Here is a 19,804-nt window from a genome sequence, read left to right as displayed (position 1 = left end):
CCGCGGCGCGCGGCTCAGCGGCTCGCCAGCGCCTGCCGGACCAGGGTGCGGCCGGTGTCCCACAGCAGCGCGCCGCCACCGTGCGCCTCCTCCATGACCTCGGTGAAGGCGGCGACGAAGCGGTCCGCCTCGCGCTCCCCGATGATCAGCGGCGGGGTCAGCCGGAGCACCTCCTGCCGGTCGGCGGAGACCTGGGTGAGGATGCGGTGGCGGCGCAGCAGCGACACCGCGACGAGCTGCGCGAAGAGCCCGGTACGGGCCTGCTGGAGCAGCCGCCAGCGGGTGCGCAGCCGCTCCGACCGCGGGCTGCCGAACGCGATGCCGATCAGCAGTCCGCGACCGCGCACCTCGTGCACCAGTTCGTAGCGCTCGGTCAGCCCGGCCAGCCGGGTCCGGAGCAGTTCGCCGGTGCGCCGGGCGCGATCCGCGAGGGCCTCCTCGCGCAGCACGTGCAGCACGGCGAGGCCGGCCGCCATGGCCTGGGCGTTGCCGCCCAGGCTCGCCGCGTGCACCAGCACCCGGTCCATGCCGCCGTACACCGTGCGGAAGATCCGGTCCCGCCCCAGCACCGCACCGACCGGCACGTACCCGCCGGAGAGCGCCTTGGCCACGCACACCAGGTCCGGCCGCACCGCCTCGTCGAACTGGTGGGCGAGGAAGCGTCCGGTGCGGCCGAGCCCGGTCTGCACCTCGTCGAGGACCAGCAGGGCACCCCGCCGGTGCAGCGCCTCCCGGGCGGCACGCAGCCAGCCGGGCGGCGCGGCGTGCACGCCGCGGGCCTGCACCGGCTCCGCGATCAGCGCCGCGACGTCGCCCCGGGCCAGCTCCCGCTCCAGCGCGTCGAGGTCGCCGAGCGGCACGGAGCCGCCGGGGAGCAACGGGTCGAACCCGGCGCGGAACGACGGGTCGGCGCTCGCGGAGAGCGCTCCGGCGGTGACCCCGTGCAGTCCGCCGTCGCAGCAGAGCACCCGCGGCCGGCCGGTGACCCGCCGGGCGAACTTGAGGGCGGCCTCCACCGCCTCCGCGCCGCTGTTCACGAACAGCACCCGCTCCAGCCCCGGGGCCTCGTCCAGCAGCCGCCGGGCGAGGAGACCGGCCGCCGGCGGGCAGTCGAACCGGGTGAGGTCCGGCAGCGCGGCGTCCAGCACGTCGTGCAGTGCCTGCCGGACCACGGGGTGGCCGCGGCCGAGGCCGAGCACCCCGAAGCCGGCGAGCATGTCCAGGTAGTCCCGGCCGTCGGCGTCGTGGAGATAGGCGCCCTCGCCGCGCACATAGGTCCTGTCGAACCCGAGGGTGCGCAGCATCCGGGGCAGCTGGTGGTTGAGGTGCCGGGCGTGCAGCGCGGTCCCGTCGCCGGCGTGCTCCGCCAGCAGGGCGCGCAGGTCGAACGTGCTCAGCGCCGGCCTCCCGACACCGTCTCCCGCGCGGCCCGCAGGGACTCCTTCAGGGAGCCCATGGTGGCGAGCACCGCGGTGGGCTCGTAGCCGCAGTGGGCCATGCAGTTGGCGCAGCGCGGGTCCTTGCCCCGCCCGTAGGCCTCCCAGTCGGTCTCCTCGACCAGCTCGCGGTACGTGGTCACGTAGCCGTCGCTCATCAGGTAGCAGGGCCGCTGCCAGCCGAAGAGGGAGTAGTTGGGAATGGCCCAGGCGGTGCACGGGAAGTCCGCCCGGCCCTCCAGGAAGTCCAGGAAGAGCGGACTGTGGTTGAGCCGCCAGCGGCGCCGGTTGCCCCCGGCGAAGGCCTTGCGGAACAGCTCCCGGGTCTGGTCGACGCCGAGGAAGTGCTCCTGGTCGGGCGCCTTCTCGTAGGCGTAGGCCGGGGAGATCATCATCTCGTCCACCCGCAGGTCGTCGTTGAGGTAGTCCAGCACCTCGACGACGGTCTGGGGCGTGTCGGTGTTGAAGAAGGTGGAGTTGGTGGTGACCCGGAAGCCCCGCCCCTTGGCCTCCCGGATGGCGGCCACCGCCTCGTCGAAGACGCCCTCCTTGGCCACCGACGCGTCGTGCCGCTCCCGCAGCCCGTCGATGTGCACGGCGAAGGCGAAATAGGGCGAGGGGGTGAACTCGTCCAGCTTCTTCCGCAGCAGCATGGCGTTGGTGCAGAGGAAGACGTACTTCCTGCGGGCGACGAGCTGCCGGGTGATCTCGCCGATCTGCGGGTGCATCAGCGGCTCGCCGCCGGCGATGGAGACCATCGGCGCCCCGGACTCCACCACCGCGCCCACCGCCTGGGCCACCGGCATCCGCTGCTTCAGCACACCGGCCGGGTGCTGGATCTTGCCGCATCCCTCGCACTGGAGGTTGCAGGCGTAGAGCGGTTCCAGCTCGACGATGAGCGGGAACTTCTCCCGTCCGCGCAGCTTCTGTCCGAGCAGGTAGGTGCCGATGCGCAGGGTCTGGCGGAGCGGCATGGCCATGGAGCTCACCTCCGGGGGAGCAGCAGGTTGTGGTGCCAGTCGAGGAGTACGGGCAGGACGGAACGCAGCACGCGGAATGCTGATATTCCTCCCCGGATCGTCCCGAACCGGACTAGCTCATGCTCCGGAGCGTCCACCACCACCCGGACGGCCGCAACCCGGCGCGCCGGGGCGCCGCGTACGGCCGTGCGCAGCACGGCGGCGGACTCCATGTCGACGGCGACGGCCCCGGAGGCGCGCAGCACGGCCCGCGAGGGGCTCCCGCGCACCACCCGGTCCGCGCCCGCCAGCAGCCCGGTGTGCACCCGGCCCAGCGGGGCCAGGGCCACGCCCAGCCCCTCCGCCCCGTGGCAGGGGACGGGCGGGCCCAGATCCCGGGTCTCCGCGGCGACCACCAGGTCGCCGGGGCGCATGCCGGGCAGCAGGCCGGCGCAGAAGCCGGTGGCGACCACCGCCGTACGGCCGGGCACCGGCTCCCCGCGCAGGGCCCGGGCGACGGAACGTTCCGCCGCCCGGGGCCCCATGCCGGTCCGCAGCACTCCGGCCGGGCCCGCCGGGACGGGCCGCAGGGCGAGCCGCTCGACGCCGAGCGCGCAGGCGATCAGCAGCGGACCGGCCGGCCCGGCCGGCCGGGTCATCCGCGGGCCCGCTCCCGGCGGTCCCCGCCCGGTCCGCCGCCGTGCAGGTAGCGGCCCAGGGCGGTGAGCGGGAAGACCAGGCGGTAGAGGTGGTAGTTGATGGAGAAGTCCCAGGGGAAGCCGGTGCCGGTGAAGTACGGCTCGTCCCAGGAACCGTCCGCACGCTGGGTGCGCGCGAGCCAGCCCACGCCGCGCTCCACGGCCGCGGACTCCCGCTCCCCCGCCGCCAGCAGGGCCAGTAGCGCCCAGGCGGTCTGGGACGGCGTGGAGGCGCCGCGCCCGGCCCACTCCGGGTCGCGGTAGGAGCGCAGGTCCTCGCCCCAGCCGCCGTCCTCGTTCTGCACCCGCTCCAGCCAGGCCACGGCCCGGCGCACGGCCGGATGGGAGCCGGGCACGCCCGCCGCGACCAGGGCGGGCACCACGGAGCCGGTGCCGTACAGGTGGTTCACGCCCCAGCGGCCGAACCAGGAGCCGGAGGGCTCCTGCTCGGCCAGCAGCCAGGCGACGGCACGCCGGGTGCGGGGGTCGTCCGCCAGGCCCTCGTCGACCAGCATCTCCACGACGTGGGCGGTGACGTCGGCCGAGGGCGGGTCGACGACCTCGCCGAAGTCGCAGAACGGGAGGCGGTTCGGGAACGGGCTGGTGTTGTCGGCGTCGAAGGCGCCCCAGGCGCCGTTCCGTGACTGCATGCCCAGCGTCCAGCGCACCGCGCGGCGCACCGCGGCGTCCACCCGGTCGGGGACGGGGTGGCGCACCCGCCGCAGGGCGAGGACGACCTCGGCGGTGTCGTCGATGTCCGGGTAGGTCTCGTTGTGGAACTCGAAGGCCCAGCCGCCGGGCGGGAGCTGCGGTCTGCGCACCGCCCAGTCGCCCGGCCGGGCGGTCTGCTCCCCCAGCATCCAGTCGGCGGCCTTGAGCAGCGCGGGATGGTCGGTCGGCAGCCCGGCGTCGGCCAGGGCGATCGTCGCCAGGCAGGTGTCCCAGACCGGCGACTGGCAGGCCTCCACCATCCGCACCGGGCGGCCCTCGGCGTCCTCGCTCCACACCGCGAACCGGTCCAGCGACTCCAGCCCGGCGCGGAGCACCGGGTGGTCCAGGTCGTAGCCGAGGAGCCGGAGGGCGATGAGGGAGTAGACCGCCGGCGGCTGGATGCCGCCCCAGCAGCCGTCGTTCTCCTGCCGTTCCACGATCCAGCGGGCGGCGTCCCGCAGGGCGGCGCGGCGGAGCGGGCGGACCGCGACCCGGCGGTAGCCGTGCAGCGCGCGGTCCAGCCGCTGGAAGAGGCCGTCCCAGCTCGTCACCGGTGCCGGCGGGGAGGCGGGCACCGGGCGCGCCGGGTCGGCGTGCAGCTCCTCCAGCGGGAAGGGCGCGGGACGCGCCGGGCGGTGCGCGGAGACGACGGTGAGCGGGACGATGGTCTGCCGGGCCCACTGGCCGAAGGCGTAGAGGTTCAGCGGGAACCAGCGCGGCAGATAGATCATCTCCGGCGGCAGCTCGGGCAGCCGCTCCCAGGGCCACCAGCCGAACAGCGCGAGCCAGATCCGGGTGAAGACCCGGGCGCGGGCGACCCCGCCCCGCTCCCGGACCCGGGCGGCCGCCGCGGACATGTGCGGGGCGTCCGGCGGGTCGCCGGCCAGCCGCAGCGCGACGTACGCCTCCACGGTGGTGGAGAGGTCGACCGGCCCGCCGTGGAAGGTGGCCCAGCCGCCGTCCGCGCGCTGCTGCGCCCGGATCCAGCGCGCCGCCGCCTGCGTGGTGCGGGCGTCCCGGATGCCGAGGAACTGCCGCAGCAACAGGTCCTCGGCGTCCATGGTGACGTTGGTCTCCAGGTCGCCCTTCCACCAGCCGGCGTCGGCCTGCCGCGCCAGCAGGTGTTCCACGGCGCGGGCGGCCGCGCGCTCGGGGGTGACCGGTCCGGCCTGGCCGGGCGGCGAGAGCACCGCACGGGTGGTGACGGTCTGTTCCCGCGGGACCCGCAGGCTCCCGGGCGGCGCCTCCGCGGCCGTGGGTCCGGCCCCGCCGTCGGCTGTGGCTGTCATCACTTCCCCTTTCGCAGTTGCCGCCTCAGGCGGGGTGCCCGGGACCGGTCACGGATGGACGCCCGCCGGGGCCCGCGGCCCGTGCCGCGACCCCGCGGGCGGCGGCACGGGCCGGGCCGTCAGCGCCGGCGTACGACCACGAAGTCGGCGAGCGCGACGAGCTGGTCACGCACGCCCTTCGGCATGTCGACGCGGTCGAGCGCCTCCAGCGCGGTGGCGTGCCGGCGGCGGGCCTCCTCGGAGGTCCAGGTCCGGCCGCCGGCCTCCTCGATCAGCGCGGCCCGCGCGGCGAACTCGGCCTCGTCGAAGTCCTCGAACTCGCGCTGGCTCTTGGTGGCGTCGGCCGCCATCAGCTCCGCGAGCCGCTCGGCGGCCGGGCCGCGGGCGTCCAGCGCGGCGACCACCGGCAGGGACTTCTTCCGCTGCCTCAGGTCGCTCCAGGTCTGCTTACCGGTGGAGTCCGGGTCGCCCCAGATCCCGAGCAGGTCGTCCACGGCCTGGAAGGCGAGCCCGAGGTGCTCGCCGTAGTCGGCGAGCGCGTCGGCGCTGCGCTCGTCGGCGCCGCCGAGCACGGCCCCGATGGAGGTGGCGCAGGCGAGCAGGGCCGCCGTCTTGTTGCCCTCCATCTCCAGGCACTCGGCGACGGTGACCCGGTCCCGGTGCTCGAAGGAGATGTCCTGGGCCTGCCCGTCGATCAGCCGGCGGGTGGCGGTGGAGAGCCGCCGCGCGGCACGGCCGGCCTCCGGGGTGCCACGCTCCAGCAGCACCTCGCCGGCCAGGGCGAGCAGCGCGTCGCCGACCAGGATGGCCTGCGAGGGCCCGTGGACCTTCCAGACGGTGTCCCGGTGCCGGCGCTGCTCGTCGCCGTCCATCAGGTCGTCGTGCAGCAGCGAGAAGTTGTGCACCAGCTCCACCGCCACGGCGCCGGGCAGACCGGTCTCCGCGGGGGCGCCGGCCGCCTCGGCCGAGAGCAGGGCGAGGGAAGGGCGGACGGCCTTGCCGCCGTCGGCCTCGGCGGGCCGGCCGTCGGCGTCGGTCCACCCGAAGTGATAGGCGGCGACGGCGTCCATCGGTGGCGCCAGCCGTTCGGTCGCGGCACGCAGGTGCGGAGTGGCCAGGCGCCGGCCGCGCTCCAGAAGGGCGCTGACGACGCCGTCGTCGATCCCGTCGGCGCTCTGCGGCCGGGTACCGGCTCCGGCGGGCGGTACGGTGCCGGGGGCACGACCGGATACGGACGTTTCGGGCGGGGTCACTGGGTCTCCCGTGGTGTGTGTGGTGGTGCTCATGCCGCCGCCCTTCTCTCCGTGCTGTGCGGTGAATCATCCCTGTACGGGCAGCCCGCGTCCTCGAGAGCTTCCCGCGCGGCGGCGAGACCGCTGCGTACGGCGCCCTCCATCGTCGCTGGCCAGCCAGTATCGGTCCATGCGCCGGCGAGCAGGACACCTGGCAGGAGCGTACGGGCAACCGGGCGCAGCCTGCCGACCCCGGGTACGGGGGCGAAGGTCGCGTGGCGCTCCCGGGTGACGAAGAAGTCCCGGACCGCCGCCCCCCGGGCGGCGGGCAGCAGCCGCTCCAGCTCGGGGAGGTAGCGCTTGCGCAACGCGGCCACCGGCTCGTCGATCTCGTGGTGCGCGGCGGACTGGGAGAGCGCCAGGTACTGGCCCCCGCCGGCCGGCCCCGCCGCTCCGGTGCGGTCGAAGATCCACTGCACCGGGCTGCCCAGTGCGGCCAGGAACGGCCGGTGCAGCACCCGGCGGTCGTAGACCACGTGGAGGTTGAGGATCGGGGCGGTGCCGAGCTCCCGCAGCCGGCCGGGCGCCGGCAGCGCGCCGTCGGGCAGCAGCCGGTGCGCCTGCGGAGGCGGCACCGCGAGCACCACCGTGCCGGCCCGGTGTTCGGTGCCGGGGCCGTCGCCCTCCCCGCTGGTCACCCGCCAGCCCCCATCCGGATCGGGGGCGACCGCGCGGACCCGGGCGCGCAGCAGGGTGCGGACACCGGCCCGGTCCAGGGCCGTGCGGGTGAGCCGGTCGTGCAGCTCGCCGAGCGGCACCCGGCTGACGCCGATGTCGGCGGCCCCCGGTTCGGAGAGCAGCCCGGTGCGGAAGACCATGGCGGCCAGGCCGAGCGAGGCGTCGGCGGCCCGGGCGTTGAGCGTCGCGACGCCCACCAGGTCCCACAGCGCCTCCACGGCCCGCTCGGACTGGCCGTGCCGGCGCAGCCAGGTGGCGAAGTCGACGCCGTCCAGGGCCGGGTCGGCGGGGTCGAGGGAGCGCAGCGCGAGCGCGGCACGGGCCGCGGCCACCCGCTCGGCGGGTGACAGGTGCGGGTAGGTCGCCAGGGAGGCGGCCAGGTGCAGCGGGACGGGCAGCGCGGTCCGGCGCAGCCGCCCGAGGCGGCCGCGTGCGGCGTCCAGCACGGGCACGTCCAGCCGCCGCTGGAGGGGCGAGAGCGCGGTGCCGCCGAGGCGTTCCAGCAGCCACTGGTAGGCCGTGCAGCAGCGCAGGTGCACATGCTGCCCGTTGTCGACGACGAGTTCCCCGGCCGGTGAGTCGCGGCGGAAGGAGAAGACCAGGCCGCCCAGGCGCGGCCGGGCCTCGGCCAGGGTGACCCGGAAGCCCGCCTCGGCGAGCCGGAGCGCTGCGGTGACGCCGGCCAGGCCGCCGCCGGCGACGAGGGCCGTACGCGGACCGCCGCCGGGTGCGGGCGACGGCCGGGGCGGCGGGGCGCCGGCGGTCACCGGGCGGTCCCGGCGGAGGCGCGGCGCGCCGGGCGGCGGGCGTCGAGCCCGGCCAGGCCGCGCAGGGCGACCCAGGCCTTCTCCCGGGCGGGCAGCGACACCCGGCCGCGCAGCACGGACCAGGGGTCGCGGGCGATGCGGTCGAGGAGGCGGTGGTAGATGCCGGCCATGGCGGCCACGCAGGCGCCGGAGCGGCGGTCGAGCATGGGCAGCAGGGTGAACCCCTCGTCGAACAGGGCGCGGGCGCGCCGCACCTCGAAGTGGACCAGCCCGGCGAAGTCCGCGCCGGGCGGTGGCGAGTCGGTGTGGAAGCCGCCGGAGCAGCCGAACTTGTCGAGGTCCTCGGTGGGCAGGTAGGTGCGTCCGTTCTCTGCGTCTTCCCGCAAGTCCCGGAGAATATTGGTCAGTTGCAGAGCCAGCCCCAGGGTGTCGGCGTACTCCGGGGCGCGCAGGGTGTCGTGCGCGCCGCCGCCGTCCACGGTGCCGAAGACGCCGAGCGACAGCCGACCGACGGCGCCGGCCACGCAGCGGCAGTAGACCTCGAGCTGTTCCCAGGTGTCGTAGGTGCGGCCGCGGACGTCCATCAGCACGCCGTCGACCAGCTCCTCCAGGGCGCCGAGCGGGATGGGATGGCTCCGCGCGGCGTGGCAGAGGGCGATCGCCACCGGGTCCGTGTCGTCCTCCGGCACCGTGCCCTCGCGGACCCGGTCGACGAGCTGCCGGGCGTCCGCCAGCCGGGCCTCCTTGACCACGGGGTCCAGATCGCCGTCGCCGATGTCGTCGACACGGCGGGAGAAGGCGTACAGGGCGGACATCGCCCGCCGCTTGGGGGCGGGCAGCAGTCTGATGCCGTAGGCGAAGTTGCGGGCCTGCTGCCCGGTGACGGCTTCGCAGTAGCCGTAGGCGGCGAGGACCGGCGGCGGGGTCCGCCGGTCGGGCTGGGCCGGTGCCACAGTCCGGTCACCCCTTTCTTCGCAGTGCCGTCCCGGCCTCGCGCAGCAGGCTGGGCTTGGTGGGAGCGGGCGGGGCGGAGAGCACGTCGTAGCCCGCGCGGCGCATGGCGGTCAGGGCGGCGCGGCCGCCGCCCACGAAACCGGCCAGCAGCAGCCGCAGCCGGCCGTGGACGCCGCGCACGAGCGGGAGGCCTTCGTCGAGGAGCCGGTGCGCACGGTCGGCCTCGAAGGCGATGAGCGAACGCACCGCGGCGCCGGCGGGGGCGGCGGCCAGGTCCCGCTCGCGGACGGCGAACCGGGCCATGTCCCGGCCGGGGAGGTAGACGCGGTCCCGCACGGCGAGGTCCTCGCCGACGTCCTGGAGGTGCTCGACGAGCTGGAGGCCGGTGCAGACGGCGTCCGAGCGGCGGGTGCGCTCGGGCGTGGTGCTGCCGGTGACCGCCAGCACCAGCCGGCCGACGGGGTTGGCGGAGAGCTCGCAGTAGGCGACGAGGTCCTCGAAGCTCGCGTACCGCCGGACGCGCTGGTCCTGCCGGTTGGCCTCGATCAGCGCGAGGAAGGGCTCGGGCGTGAGCCGGTGGCGCCGGACGGTGGGTACCAGCGCCGCCAGCAGGGGGTGGGAAGGGGCGAGCCCGGGGCGCCGGAAGACGCGGCGCAGGTCGGCCTCGAAGGCGTCGAGCAGGGCGACGGGGTCCCCGGCGGCCTCCGGCGCGACGCCCAGCCGGGCGGCGTCGGCGCCGCCGGGGTCGAGATCGCCGTCGCCGATGTCGTCGACGAGCCGGGCGTAGCCGTAGACCGCCATGAGGTCGGCCCGCCAGGCGCGGGGGAGGAAGCGTGGTGCGACCGGGAAGTTCTCGCGCGCGGCCTTGGCGAGCGTGCTGCCGACGTACGTGTCCGCGGTCACCGCGCACCGCCTGGAGCCGTTGCCGTCACACGTCGTTTCTACACCGTCACCCCCATATACGCCTATTTCGGACACGCCGCACGGGTCACAGGGAGATGGACATGCCAGACGCCCACCACGCGGTCGGCGCCCGGCCGGCCGGTCCGGGGCGCCGGGTCAGGGCGCGGTGAAGCCGGCCAGCAGGGTGTCCAGGGCGCGGTCGACGGCGACGTCCCGCTGCTCCTCCGTGAGGAGCGAGAAGGGACCGTCGAGCAGCAGCACCGCCAGGCCGTGCACCAGCGACCAGGCGGCGACCTCGGCGCCCGGCCGCCGCGCGGCGGGCATGCGCCCGGTGGCGGCCAGCCCGTCGAGGGTCTCCACCAGCATCTCCATCGACCGGAACTCCCACTCCCCCTCCGGCTGCGGCACCCCCTCCGCGGTGACCCCGACGGTGGGCTCGGCCTGGTAGCAGAAGGCCGTACGGAAGAGCCCCGGCTCCCGGAGCGCGAAGGTGAGGTAGCCGCGCCCGAGACCGACGAGCCGCCGCGCATGGACGTCGCCCGCCGCCTCCGGCTCCGCGGCCCCGCCCGCAGCGGGGGCGGCGGCGTCCGCCTCGGCCGTCATGCAGGCGGCGAGCGCCTGCTGGCCGCGCACCTTCACCGCGTAGAGCAGCTCGTTCTGCCCGGCGAAGTGCCGGTAGGCGGCGGTGGGCGAGACCCCGACCCGGCGGGCCGCGGCCCGCAGTACCACGGCGTCGGGTCCGCCCTCCCGGGCCAGCCCGGTGGCGGCCTCGACCAGGGCGTTGCGCAGGTCTCCGTGGTGATAGGCGGGCTTGGCGCCGGGGCGCGCCGCGCGCTGCGGGGTGGTCTCCTCCATACCTCCATCCTGCCCGATGTTGACAGCATTAACATTCACTGCGAGAGTCGATGTTAACGCCGTCAACATCGAAGGGGGACGCCACCATGCTGTCTCGCCTGGCCGAGCTGGCCCTGCGCCGTGCTCGCGCCCTGCTGCTTCTCGGCCTCGTCGCCGTGGTGGCGATGGGGGTCGTCGGGACCGGAGCCTTCGGGAAGCTCCAGTCCGGGGGTTTCGAGGACCCCGGCGCACCGTCCAGCCGCGCCCAGCGGGTCATCGACGAGAAGTTCGGCGGGGACACCAACCTCGTCCTGCTGGTGGAGGCCGCCCGCGGCGGCCTGGACTCGCCGCAGGCCCGCGCCGACGCCCGGGAGCTGACCACGGGCCTCGCGGACGCCCCGCACGTCGCCAACGTCGTCTCCTACTGGGACTCCCCCGGCGCCGCCCTCACCTCCGGGGACGGCGAACAGGCCCTGGTCCTCGCCCACGTCGAGGGCGACAGCACCACCGTCTCCGAGCGCACCGAGCGGGTGACCGAGGACTGGACCGGCGACCAGGGCGTGCTCCGGGTGCAGGCCGGCGGCTTCGCCGCCCTCGGCAACGACATCAGCGACCAGGTCTCCGCGGACCTGGCCCTGGCCGAGGCCGTCGCGGTGCCCGTCACCCTGGTGTTGCTGGTCCTCGCGTTCGGCAGCGTGGTGGCCGCGCTGCTGCCGCTCGCCATCGGGCTGATCGCCATCCTGGGCACCTTCGCCGAGCTCTTCGTGCTCGGCAGCCTCACCGACGTCTCGGTCTTCTCCATCAACCTCGCCACCGCACTGGGCCTGGGTCTGGGCATCGACTACGGACTGCTGCTGGTCAGCCGCTTCCGCGAGCGCCTCGCCGAGGGCGACGAGGTCCCGGACGCCCTCCGCACCACCGTGCGCACCGCCGGCCGCACCATCGCCTTCTCGGCCGCCACGGTGGTCGCCGCGCTCGCCGCCCTGCTCCTCTTCCCGCCCTTCTTCCTGCGCTCCTTCGCCTATGCCGGCATCGGCGTGGTCGCCATCGCCGCGCTGGCCGCGCTGGTCGTGGTGCCCGCGCTGCTGGCGCTGCTCGGGCACCGGGTCAACAGCGGCCGGCTGCCCTGGGCGCAGGCCGTACGCCGCCCGGACGCCCCGTTCTGGGGCCGCCTCGCCCGTACGGTCATGCGCCGCCCGGCGCTGACCGCGCTGCCCGTGCTGGCGGTCCTGCTGGTGGCCGCGAGCCCGCTGCTGGGCGCCACCTTCGGCACCCCGGACGAACGGGTGCTGCCGGAGAAGGCGGAGAGCCGGCAGGTGGCCGACGCGGTGGCCGACGGCTTCCCCGGCAACGACGCCGACGCGCTCCAGCTCGTCACCACGGGACCGGTCCCGGCCGGGGAGCTGGACCCGTACGCCGAACGGCTCTCCCGGCTCGACGGCGTCGCCCGGGTGCAGGCGTCCAGCGGCACCTACTCCGACGGCGGTGCGGCCCCGCCGGGACCTGCCGCACAGGCCCTCGCCCGCCCCGACGCCCAGCGGCTCACCGTGGTCCCGGACGTCCCGCCCGCCTCGGACGCCGCCCAGGACCTGGTCCGCGAGGTCCGCGACGTCCCCGGCCCCGGCGGCGCCGAGGTGCTGGTCGGCGGCGCGGACGCCGAGCTGGTGGACACCAGGCAGGCCATCGGCGACCGGCTGCCCGCCGCGATCGCGATGGTCGTCGGCTCCACCTTCCTGCTGCTGTTCCTCTTCACCGGCAGTGTGGTGCAGCCGCTGCGCGCCCTGGTACTGAACACCGTGAGCCTGACCGCGGCGATCGGCGCCATGGTGTGGATCTTCCAGGACGGGCACCTGTCCTCGGTGCTCGGTTTCACCCCCATGCCCATGGACACGTCGATGACGGTGCTGCTCTTCTGCATCGTCTTCGGCCTCTCCATGGACTACGAGGTCTTCGTGACCAGCAGGATCAAGGAGCTGCACGACGCGGGCGCCGACGACCGCACCGCGGTCACCCGCGGCCTGTCCCGCACCGGCCGGATCGTGACCATGGCGGCCGGGCTGCTGGCGGTGAGCTTCTTCGCCTTCGGCACCGGGAGCGTGAGCTTCCTGCAGATGTTCGGCATCGGCAGCGGGCTCGCCATCCTCATCGACGCGGTCGCGGTGCGCGGCGTGCTGGTTCCGGCGGCGATGCGGCTGCTGGGCCGTACGGCCTGGTACGCCCCCCGGGCCCTCCGGCGGCTGCACGCCCGGATCGGGCTGGACGAGGGGGGTGGCCCCGGCGGGCCCGGTGAGGGCGGCCCCGGGGACGACGGGGGTCCCGGGAGCGGCACGGACGGCTCCGGCCCCCGCCTGCCGGAGCGGACCCCGGCCGGGGTCTGAGCGGCCCGCCCCGGCAGGCCCGGACGCGGCGGAGCCCCCGCGCATGCGGCGCGGGGGCTCCCTCGTGTCCTCCGGGGGCGACGGCCCCGCCCGGGTGCCGGGCCCGCCCGGGGACTACTTGCTGGTGAACTTCTCGTACTCGGCGAGCACGTCCTCCGTGGGCCCGTCCATGCGCAGCTCGCCGTGCTCCAGCCAGAGCACCCGGTCACAGGTGTCCCGGATGGACTTGTTGTTGTGGCTCACCAGGAAGACCGTGCCGGCCTCCTTGCGGAGCTGCCGGATACGGCGCTCGGACCGCTTGCGGAACCGGTGGTCGCCGGTGGCCAGCGCCTCGTCGATCATCAGCACGTCGTGGTCCTTGGCAGCCGCGATGGAGAACCGCAGCCGGGCCGACATGCCGGAGGAGTAGGTGCGCATCGGCAGCGTGATGAAGTCGCCCTTCTCGTTGATCCCGGAGAAGTCCACGATGCTCTGGAAGCGCTCCCGGATCTGCTCCGGGGTCATGCCCATCGCGAGGCCGCCGAGTACGACGTTCCGCTCGCCGGTCAGGTCGTTCATCAGCGCGGCGTTGACGCCCAGCAGCGAGGGCTGGCCGTCCGTGTAGACCCGGCCGCTCTCGGCCGGCAGCAGGCCCGCGATGGCCCGCAGCAGCGTGGACTTGCCGGAGCCGTTGGAGCCGATCAGCCCGATGGCCTCGCCCCGGTACGCCGTGAAGTTCACCCCGCGGACCGCGTGCACCGTCCGCTCGCCGCGCTCCCGCCCCCGGCGGAACATCCGGCTGAGGGCCGCGGTCGCACTGCCCCGGCCGCGCCTGGCGCCGTTCACCCGGTACACGATGTGCAGGTCCTCGGCGATGACCGTGGGGACCCGGGGGTCCGCGGAGACCTCCGGCGTCTGTCTGGTCTGCTCAGCCACGGCCATAACGCTCCTCCGCCTTCCAGAAGAACACAAATCCGCCGACGCCCACGACCAGCGCCCAGGCACCGGCCAGCAGCCAGTCCACCTGCTCCAGGCCGGTGTGGTGCGGCGCGTCGATCAGGGCGTTCCGCATCAGGTCCAGAAAGACCGCGATCGGGTTGGCCGCCACCAGTTCGGTCAGCCACTCGGGGGCGCCGGCCTTCTGCTCCATCATGTACTCCAGCGGGAAGAGCACGCCCGAGCCGTACATGACGGTGCGCAGCACGAACGGCATGAGCTGCGCCAGGTCCGGGGTCTTGCTGCCCAGCCGGGCCATGATCAGGGCCAGCCCGCAGTTGAAGACCAGCTGCAGGGCCAGGATCGGCACCGCCAGCGCCCACACGGGGCTGGGGTACTGCCCGAAGCCGAGCAGGATCGCCAGCAGCACGATCATGGAGAAGAGGAGCTGCTGGAGCTGCTGGAGCGCGAACGAGAGCGGCAGCGAGGCCCGCGGGAAGTGCAACGCCCGTACCAGGCCCAGGTTCCCGGAGATCGACCGCACGCCGGTCATCACCGACTGCTGCGAGAAGGTCCACAGGAACACGCCGGTGACCAGGAACGGGATGTACTCGGTGTTGTCCATCCCGCCACGCCCGCCGAGCAGGATGCCGAAGATGAAGAAGTAGACCGTGGCGTTCAGCAGGGGCGTGAGCACCTGCCACACCTGGCCGAGCCTCGCCTGGCTGTACTGCGCGTGCAGCTTCGCCCGGGAGAAGGCGAGGATGAAGTGCCGCCGGGACCACAACTGGCGCACGTACTCCGTCAGGGGAGGCCGTGCTCCGCTCACCGTGAGGCCGTACTTGGCGGCCAGCTCGGCCGGGGACAGGCCGTCGTCGGGCGATGGCGGGGGGTTCACGGCGACCGCACCGTCGTGCGTTGTCTCGCTCACGTTGAAACGTCGTCCTTCACTGAGCACGGACTCGGGTTCTGATGTTCTCAGACCAGAGCTTGTCAGATCACGGGAGGGCGGCCCAGCCGGGTCAGCCGCCACACCGTACGCCAGCGCATCGGCCGGCGCGGCCCGCAGGGGGTCGTCCAGCCCTCCTTGAAGCCGCCGAGCCAGGCCCGCAGCGCCGGCCGGGACGGGCGCCGGGCGAGGGTGAGCAGCAGCCAGACGCCCGGGTAGACCGGGACCAGCGGGGCGGGCAGGTTGCGGCGGGCGAGCCAGACGCGGTTCCGGGCGACCATGCGGTGGTAGACCGCGTGCCGGCTGGGCGAGGTGGTGGGATGGTGCAGCACCAGGTCGGCGCGGTAGTCGACGGACCACCCGGCGTCCAGCGCCCGCCAGGCCAGGTCGGTCTCCTCGTGGGCGTAGAAGAACTCCCCCGGCAACCCGCCGACCTGGGCGAACACCGCGGTACGCACCGCGGCGGCACCGCCCAGGAAGCTGGTGACCCGGGAGGAGCGCAGCGGGTCCGCGGAGCGGAGCCGCGGCACGTGCCGGCGCTGGGTCTCGCCGGTGTCCGGGTCCGCGATGCGGAAGCTGACGATCCCCAGCCCCGGGTCGGCGGCGAACGCCTCCCGGCAGAGCTCCGCGGTGTCGGTGCGCGGCAGCAGCCCGTCGTCGTCCAGGAAGAGCAGCACGTCCACGTCCCGGCCGCCCGGCCCGAACGCCTCGACACCGACGTTCCGCCCGCCGGGGATGCCGAGGTTCTCCGGAAGCTCGACCGTCCGTACACCTGCCGGCAGCTCGGGCAACGGCGCGCCGTTGCCCACCACGACGATCTCGACCGGCTCGCCGTCCTGCTTGGCGACCGAGTCGAGCAGCGCGCGCAGCTCCTCGGGGCGGTTGCCCATGGTCAGGACGACCGCCCCGAGGCGCAGCGGCCTGCTGTCGGGGGCGCTCATTTCAGCCTGCTCGACGCGAGGACGGACACCAGGTGCAGCACGGTCTGCAGGACGGCGATGCCGGCCAGCACCGCCACGCCGAGACGGGTGAAGAACAGCCCGTCGCCGAACAGGTCCAGCACGGCCGCCAGCAGGATCAGCAGCGAGGCCTCGACGCCGCCGACCAGGCGGTGGAACTTCAGCGCCGCGGCCGCCCGGCGGGCCAGCGCCAGCCCGGAGGAGCGCGGCACCGCGGCCTCGTCGCGCACCGCCGGCAGTCCGCTGCGCGTGCGGGCGACGTCCACCAGGTCCGTCTCGGCCTTGATGAGGACGGCGCCCAGTGCGGCCACGGTGCCCAGGAAGGCCCACATCCAGTCGGTGCCGCCCTCGCTGCGGAACAGGTCCGCGGCCCGCAGACCGAAGCCGGTCAGCAGCGCGGCCTCGGCCAGGTAGTGCCCGATCCGGTCCAGGTAGACGCCGGTGACGGAGGTCTGGCCGCGCCACCGCGCGACCTCGCCGTCCACGCAGTCCAGCAGCAGGTAGAGCTGGATCAGCAGCGCACCGGCGAGCGCCCCGGTCAGGCCCGGCACCAGCAGCGCCGCACCGGCCAGGACCCCCGCCACGACCATCAGATGGGTGAGCTGGTTGGGGGTGATCCGGGTGTTGACCAGATACGGGTCGCAGCGGAGCGACAGCTCCCGCATGTAGAGCCGCCCGGCCCAGTGCTCGCCGCTGCGCCGGTCCTTGACCCCCTCGGGATGGACGACCGGGCGGAGTTCAGCTACCGATGGCTTCTGCATAGTCGGCGTACGCGTCCCTGATCTGGTCGGTGGACAGGTCGAGGTGCTCGAGGATCGTGTAGCGGCCGGGGCGGGTCTGCGGTGCGAACTCCACCGCCTTGACGAACTCGTCCTCCCCGAAGCCGATCTCGCCGGGCAGCACGGGCAGCCCGTGCCGCCGCAGCACGCTCGCGATCAGTGCCGACTCCTCCCGCGCGCCCCGCAGGTGCATGGCGAACGCGGCGCCCAGACCGCACTGTTCGCCGTGCAGGGCGGAACGCTTCGGGTAGAGCAGGTCCAGGGCGTGGCAGATCTCGTGGCAGGCTCCGGAGGCCGGCCGGCTGTCCCCGGCGATCGACATGGAGATGCCGGTGAGCACCAGCGCCTCGGCGTAGACGACGAGGAAGTCGTCGTCGCCGATGCCGCCGGGGTGCCGCAGCACGGAGTCCCCGGCGCTGCGGGCCATGGCCGCGGCCAGCCCCTCGAAGGCCTCGCCCGTCTCGCGGTGCGACAGCTCCCAGTCGGCGACGGCGGAGAGGTTGCTGATCGCGTCGCCGATCCCCGCCCGCACGTAGCGGACCGGGGCCTCGCGGATGATGTCGAGGTCGATGACGATGGCGATCGGGTTCGGCACGCCGTAGGAGCCCCGGCCCGCGTCGTTGTCCAGGGTGGAGACCGGGGAGCAGAGGCCGTCGTTGGCGAGGTTGGTGGCGACGGCGACCATGGGCAGCCCCACCCGGGCCGCGGCGTACTTGGCCGAGTCGATCACCTTGCCGCCGCCGAGGCCGACGACCGCGTCGTAGCGCCCGGACTTCTTGACGGCGTCGGCGAGCCGTACGGCGCCGTCGATGGTGCCGTCGGCGTCGTCGAACCAGTCGGCGCCGGGGAGCGCCGGGGCCAGCCGGTCGCGCAGCGCCTGCCCGGAGCGGGGGCTGATGGCCACCGCCAGCTTGCCGGAGGGGGAGATGCGCTGGTCGGCCAGGAGCCCGGCCAGATCGTCGAGGGCGCCGGCCCGGATGTCGACCGTCAGCGGGGACGGGATCAGTCGGGTCAGTACCGGCATGCGATCTCCCGGCCCCTGGCGAGATCCTCGTGGTTGTCGATCTCGACCCAGTCGACGTCGCCGATGGGCGCGGTGTCCACCCGGAAGCCGCGGTTCACCAGCTCCTGGTAGCCGTCCTCGTAGTAGAGGTCCGGGTCGCGCTCGAAGGTGGCCTGCAGGGCGTCGGCCAGCTCCTCGGCGGCCTCCGGCTCGATCAGGGTGACACCGATGTACTCGCCGGTCGCCTCGGCGGGGTCCATCAGCTTGGTGATCCGCCGCACACCGTGCTCCGGGGCGGAGACGACCTTCATCTCCTCGTCGGCGAGGTGCTTCACGGTGTCCAGCGCGAGGATGATCTTCTGCCCCTGGCCGCGGGCCGCCAGCAGCGACTTCTCCACGGAGACGGGGTGCACGGTGTCGCCGTTGGCGAGCACCGCGCCCTGCTTCAGGACCTCACGGGCGCACCACAGGGAGTAGGCGTTGTTCCACTCCTCGGCCTTGTCGTTGTCGATCAGGGTGAGGGTGACGCCGTACTTCTGCTCCAGCGCGGCCTTGCGCTCGTACACGGCCTCCTTGCGGTACCCGACGACCACGGCGACATCGGTCAGGCCGACCTCTGCGAAGTTGGCCAGAGTCAGGTCGAGGACGGTCTTGGCGTCCTCGCCGTCCTCTCTCGGGCCCACCGGCACCAGAGCCTTGGGCAGGGTGTCGGTGTAGGGGCGCAGACGCCGTCCGGCGCCGGCGGCCAGCACGAGGCCGATCATGCGGGTTCTCCTGATTCGTCGTGTACGGCGGGCGCCCCGGAGGACACCCAGAAGCGGATGCTCTCGACGAGCACCGCGGCCGCGATGACCACAGCGAACGCGGTCAACGCAAGCGTGAAGCCTTGGCCTGAACCCCCCGGCCCGAGGACGGCGGCAGCGGCGGCGACCGCCAGCGTCCGCCCTTCGTGCCCCCCGATCGCGCGCACCAGCCGGGCCGGTGGCGCCCCGGTGCCGCCGCGGATGCGGTACACCGTGTCGTAGTGATGGTAGGCGACCGCGGCAACCAGGCCATAAGCGGCCGGCAAGGCGCCGTTCACCTCCGAACGCGCGGCGAGCACCAGGATCGTCGTGTACTCGGCGGCGCGGAGCACCGGCGGCACCAGCCAGTCCAGCGGTCCGCGGAGCGGCCGGGCGACGGCCACCCCCGAGGTCACCGCGTAACCGGCCGCCGCGACCACCGGCCACCAGCTCCCGAACGGCGCCCACAGCGCGGTTCCGGTCACCGCGAGGGCGCCGGCGACCGCGGCCGGCGCCACGACCGCGGGCGGCACGGCGCCGCGTACGACGCGGGCCACCGCGGCGGCGAGCGGGCCGCTGCCGGCCAGGTCGGCCAGGGCCCGGGCGGCGCGGTCGGTGCGGCGCGCCCGGCGGGTGACCGAGCGCAGCACCCGGCCCGCGGTGGTGTAGCAGGCGGCGAAGGCGGATCCGGCGAGCAGCGCCAGGAACGTCACCCGTGGTGTGGTGCAGGCGGTCAGCACCGCGATGAGGGCCCAGCGTTCACCGATCGGCAGGATGATCATACGGCGGAGCCAGACCGTCCAGCCGACGCCGTCCAGCCGGCCGGAGAGGGCGGCGGTGGGGCTGGTGTTGGCGGTGGCGTCGTGGTTGGCCTCGGTGAAGGCGAAGTCCACCACGTGCCGCACCGTCTGCAGCACCATCGCGCCGAGGGCGAGCGCCCACACGTCGTCCCCGGCGCGGGCGGCGCCCACCGCCAGTCCGGCGTAGAAGGCGTACTCCTTGGCCCGGTCGAAGGTGGCGTCCAGCCAGGCGCCGAGGGTCGAGTAGCGCAGGGCGTAGCGGGCGAGCTGGCCGTCGGTGCAGTCGAGCACGAACGAGCCGAGCAGCAGGACGCCGGCGGCGACGAAGCCGCCGCGGCTCCCGGTGGCCGCGCAGGCGGCGGCGATCAGCGCGGTCACCAGGGACGCGGTGGTCACCTGGTTCGGGGTGAGGCCGCGCCGGGCGCACCAGCGGGCGAGGTGGCGGGAGTAGGGGCTGACGCAGAAGGTGGTGAAGAAGCCGTCCCGGGATTTCACGGCCGAACGCAGCCGCACGGCCTCCTCGTCGACGGCGGCCACGGCGGCGTCCGCCGCCCGGCGGGCCTCCGGGTCCCCCGGCACGGCGGCGACCAGGGTGCCGAGTTCGGGCCGGTGCACGCGGTGACCGCCGGCCTCCAGCCCCGCGACGAGGGCGTCCGGCAGCGGCCCGGCCACGGTGGCCGGGCGGCGCGCCTCCGGCGGCGTGTCCGGCCCGACCGCG

Annotated in this window: 17 protein-coding genes; 1 reads left to right on the top strand and 16 read right to left on the bottom strand. The window is 74.7% G+C overall.

Annotated elements, in window-relative coordinates; translation table 11 throughout:
- Positions 1–14: 14 nt before the first annotated feature.
- From HOY81_RS22890 to HOY81_RS22850, 9 genes are all read right to left on the bottom strand, one after another.
- Positions 15–1,397: an aspartate aminotransferase family protein gene (locus tag HOY81_RS22890; RefSeq protein WP_237322537.1), complete on the bottom strand. Its 1,383-nt coding sequence runs from the start codon at positions 1,395–1,397 to the stop codon at positions 15–17.
- Positions 1,394–2,416, bottom strand: coding sequence for an adenosyl-hopene transferase HpnH (gene hpnH / locus HOY81_RS22885; RefSeq protein ID WP_237322519.1), 1,023 nt, complete (start codon positions 2,414–2,416; stop codon positions 1,394–1,396). Before hpnH ends, HOY81_RS22890 begins: the two co-directional genes overlap by 4 nt.
- A gap of 5 nt (positions 2,417–2,421) precedes the next feature.
- Entirely contained in the window at positions 2,422–3,054 is a 633-nt protein-coding gene (locus tag HOY81_RS22880; RefSeq protein ID WP_237322517.1) for a 1-hydroxy-2-methyl-2-butenyl 4-diphosphate reductase, read from the bottom strand.
- On the bottom strand, positions 3,051–5,093 hold the full coding sequence (shc, locus tag HOY81_RS22875) for a squalene--hopene cyclase (protein ID WP_237322515.1): 2,043 nt from the start codon (positions 5,091–5,093) through the stop codon (positions 3,051–3,053). The genes HOY81_RS22880 and shc overlap by 4 nt, the downstream gene beginning before the upstream one ends.
- 119 nt (positions 5,094–5,212) lie before the next feature.
- On the bottom strand, positions 5,213–6,379 hold the full coding sequence (locus tag HOY81_RS22870) for a polyprenyl synthetase family protein (protein ID WP_237322513.1): 1,167 nt from the start codon (positions 6,377–6,379) through the stop codon (positions 5,213–5,215).
- Positions 6,376–7,830: a hydroxysqualene dehydroxylase HpnE gene (hpnE, locus tag HOY81_RS22865; RefSeq protein WP_237322511.1), complete on the bottom strand. Its 1,455-nt coding sequence runs from the start codon at positions 7,828–7,830 to the stop codon at positions 6,376–6,378. Before hpnE ends, HOY81_RS22870 begins: the two co-directional genes overlap by 4 nt.
- Positions 7,827–8,783 (bottom strand): presqualene diphosphate synthase HpnD, encoded by a 957-nt coding sequence (hpnD, locus tag HOY81_RS22860; RefSeq protein WP_237322509.1) that lies wholly within the window; start codon positions 8,781–8,783, stop codon positions 7,827–7,829. Before hpnD ends, hpnE begins: the two co-directional genes overlap by 4 nt.
- A gap of 7 nt (positions 8,784–8,790) precedes the next feature.
- Entirely contained in the window at positions 8,791–9,687 is an 897-nt protein-coding gene (hpnC, locus tag HOY81_RS22855) for a squalene synthase HpnC (protein WP_237322507.1), read from the bottom strand.
- Between the two features lie 156 nt (positions 9,688–9,843).
- Complete coding sequence (locus tag HOY81_RS22850) at positions 9,844–10,542, bottom strand: TetR/AcrR family transcriptional regulator (RefSeq protein WP_237322505.1); 699 nt, start codon at positions 10,540–10,542, stop codon at positions 9,844–9,846.
- A gap of 86 nt (positions 10,543–10,628) precedes the next feature.
- Between HOY81_RS22850 and HOY81_RS22845 the strand changes: the two genes are divergently transcribed.
- Entirely contained in the window at positions 10,629–12,899 is a 2,271-nt protein-coding gene (locus HOY81_RS22845) for an MMPL family transporter (protein ID WP_237322504.1), read from the top strand.
- Positions 12,900–13,013: 114 nt separating this feature from the next.
- Here HOY81_RS22845 and HOY81_RS22840 read toward each other — a convergent pair whose 3' ends face one another.
- The 7 genes from HOY81_RS22840 to HOY81_RS22810 all read right to left on the bottom strand — a co-directional run.
- Positions 13,014–13,820 carry an ABC transporter ATP-binding protein gene (locus HOY81_RS22840; RefSeq protein WP_237322503.1) on the bottom strand — a complete coding sequence of 269 codons (807 nt, stop codon included), beginning with the start codon at positions 13,818–13,820 and terminating at the stop codon, positions 13,014–13,016.
- Positions 13,807–14,745 (bottom strand): ABC transporter permease, encoded by a 939-nt coding sequence (locus HOY81_RS22835; protein ID WP_237322501.1) that lies wholly within the window; start codon positions 14,743–14,745, stop codon positions 13,807–13,809. The genes HOY81_RS22840 and HOY81_RS22835 overlap by 14 nt, the downstream gene beginning before the upstream one ends.
- 62 nt (positions 14,746–14,807) lie before the next feature.
- Positions 14,808–15,680: a glycosyltransferase family 2 protein gene (locus tag HOY81_RS22830; RefSeq protein WP_237322535.1), complete on the bottom strand. Its 873-nt coding sequence runs from the start codon at positions 15,678–15,680 to the stop codon at positions 14,808–14,810.
- Positions 15,681–15,700: 20 nt separating this feature from the next.
- Positions 15,701–16,483 carry a CDP-alcohol phosphatidyltransferase family protein gene (locus HOY81_RS22825; protein ID WP_237322499.1) on the bottom strand — a complete coding sequence of 261 codons (783 nt, stop codon included), beginning with the start codon at positions 16,481–16,483 and terminating at the stop codon, positions 15,701–15,703.
- Positions 16,461–17,525 (bottom strand): iron-containing alcohol dehydrogenase family protein, encoded by a 1,065-nt coding sequence (locus HOY81_RS22820; protein WP_237322497.1) that lies wholly within the window; start codon positions 17,523–17,525, stop codon positions 16,461–16,463. Before HOY81_RS22820 ends, HOY81_RS22825 begins: the two co-directional genes overlap by 23 nt.
- On the bottom strand, positions 17,513–18,268 hold the full coding sequence (locus HOY81_RS22815) for a sugar phosphate nucleotidyltransferase (protein ID WP_237322496.1): 756 nt from the start codon (positions 18,266–18,268) through the stop codon (positions 17,513–17,515). The genes HOY81_RS22820 and HOY81_RS22815 overlap by 13 nt, the downstream gene beginning before the upstream one ends.
- A partial coding sequence (locus HOY81_RS22810; protein ID WP_237322494.1) for a DUF5941 domain-containing protein occupies positions 18,265–19,804 on the bottom strand: 1,540 nt, incomplete at its 5' end. The genes HOY81_RS22810 and HOY81_RS22815, both read right to left, overlap by 4 nt.

The organism is Streptomyces sp. JJ36, from assembly GCF_021696945.1.
Taxonomy (GTDB): domain Bacteria; phylum Actinomycetota; class Actinomycetes; order Streptomycetales; family Streptomycetaceae; genus Streptomyces.
This window is presented reverse-complemented; position numbering and strand designations above follow the sequence as displayed.